Here is an 892-nt window from a genome sequence, read left to right as displayed (position 1 = left end):
GCCCCCCCCGGGCCCCCCCCCCCCCCGCGGGCGGGTTTCCGGTGTCGGTGGGGGCCCCCCCCCCCCCCCCACGGGAACGCGGAGGTCGAGCCGTGGACGACGACGAACGCGAGAGCATCCGGAAGGACTTCGGCGAGGCGGTGAACATGACCGCGGCCGAGCTGGAGGGCTGGCTGACCACCGGTGAGTCCACAGAGGTGGGTGACTCCTCCGGCGGCGGCGAGTCGACCGGGCACGCGTCCGGGCGGCGGATCGTCACGCTGCTGCGCGCCCGCAAGGGCGACCTGACCGACGACGACTACCGGCACATGCGCAAGGTCGTCGGCTACGTGCACCGGCACGGCGCGCAACGACCCGGCAAGGACGTCGAGCACACGGCCTGGCGGTACTCGCTGATGAACTGGGGTCACGACCCGCTCAAGTGAGCCCCCGCGGGTGAGGTGCCCGGCCGGACTCTTGGGGGGAGGGGAGCCCGGCCGGGACTTGTCAGGCGGCCAATCGGGGGGCGGTGGCCGCCTAAGCCCTCATCGCAGGCACGGGTACCCCCGTTACCGGTGCCCAATCACGTACTCCGATACCGGCTGGTCGCCGGGGTCGCGCGGTCATGCGCCCAGGACCGTCCGCCGCGGTCCGCGAACGCCCGCGACCAGCGCGGACGTCTCCGCAAAGGTGCGGTTCCGGGTGCCGTTTGACGTCCGGGACGTAACCCACAGGAGTGAGAGGGGCAGCGCTGGGGCGCGCGGCCGGACAGGATGCCGGAATGTGAGCTCAACACCGATCTACGACGAGTTGGCGGCCACCTACCTGGCCGACCTCATCCCCCAGCCCGCCGAGCCCACCAGGCCGGGCGAGCGCACCAAGGCAGCCGAGCGCACCAAGGCGGCCGAACCCG

Annotated in this window: 1 protein-coding gene; it reads left to right on the top strand. The window is 73.1% G+C overall.

Features of this window, described 5'->3' with window-relative positions:
• Nucleotides 1–92 precede the first annotated feature (92 nt).
• Nucleotides 93–425, top strand: a complete 333-nt coding sequence (locus AB0G02_RS40745) for a DUF3140 domain-containing protein (RefSeq protein WP_360806060.1) — start codon at nt 93–95, stop codon at nt 423–425.
• The last annotated feature ends 467 nt before the right edge of the window (nt 426–892 follow it).

Origin of the sequence: Actinosynnema sp. NPDC023658 (assembly GCF_040639995.1) — a bacterium.
Taxonomy (GTDB): Bacteria; Actinomycetota; Actinomycetes; order Mycobacteriales; family Pseudonocardiaceae; genus Actinosynnema.
This window is presented reverse-complemented; position numbering and strand designations above follow the sequence as displayed.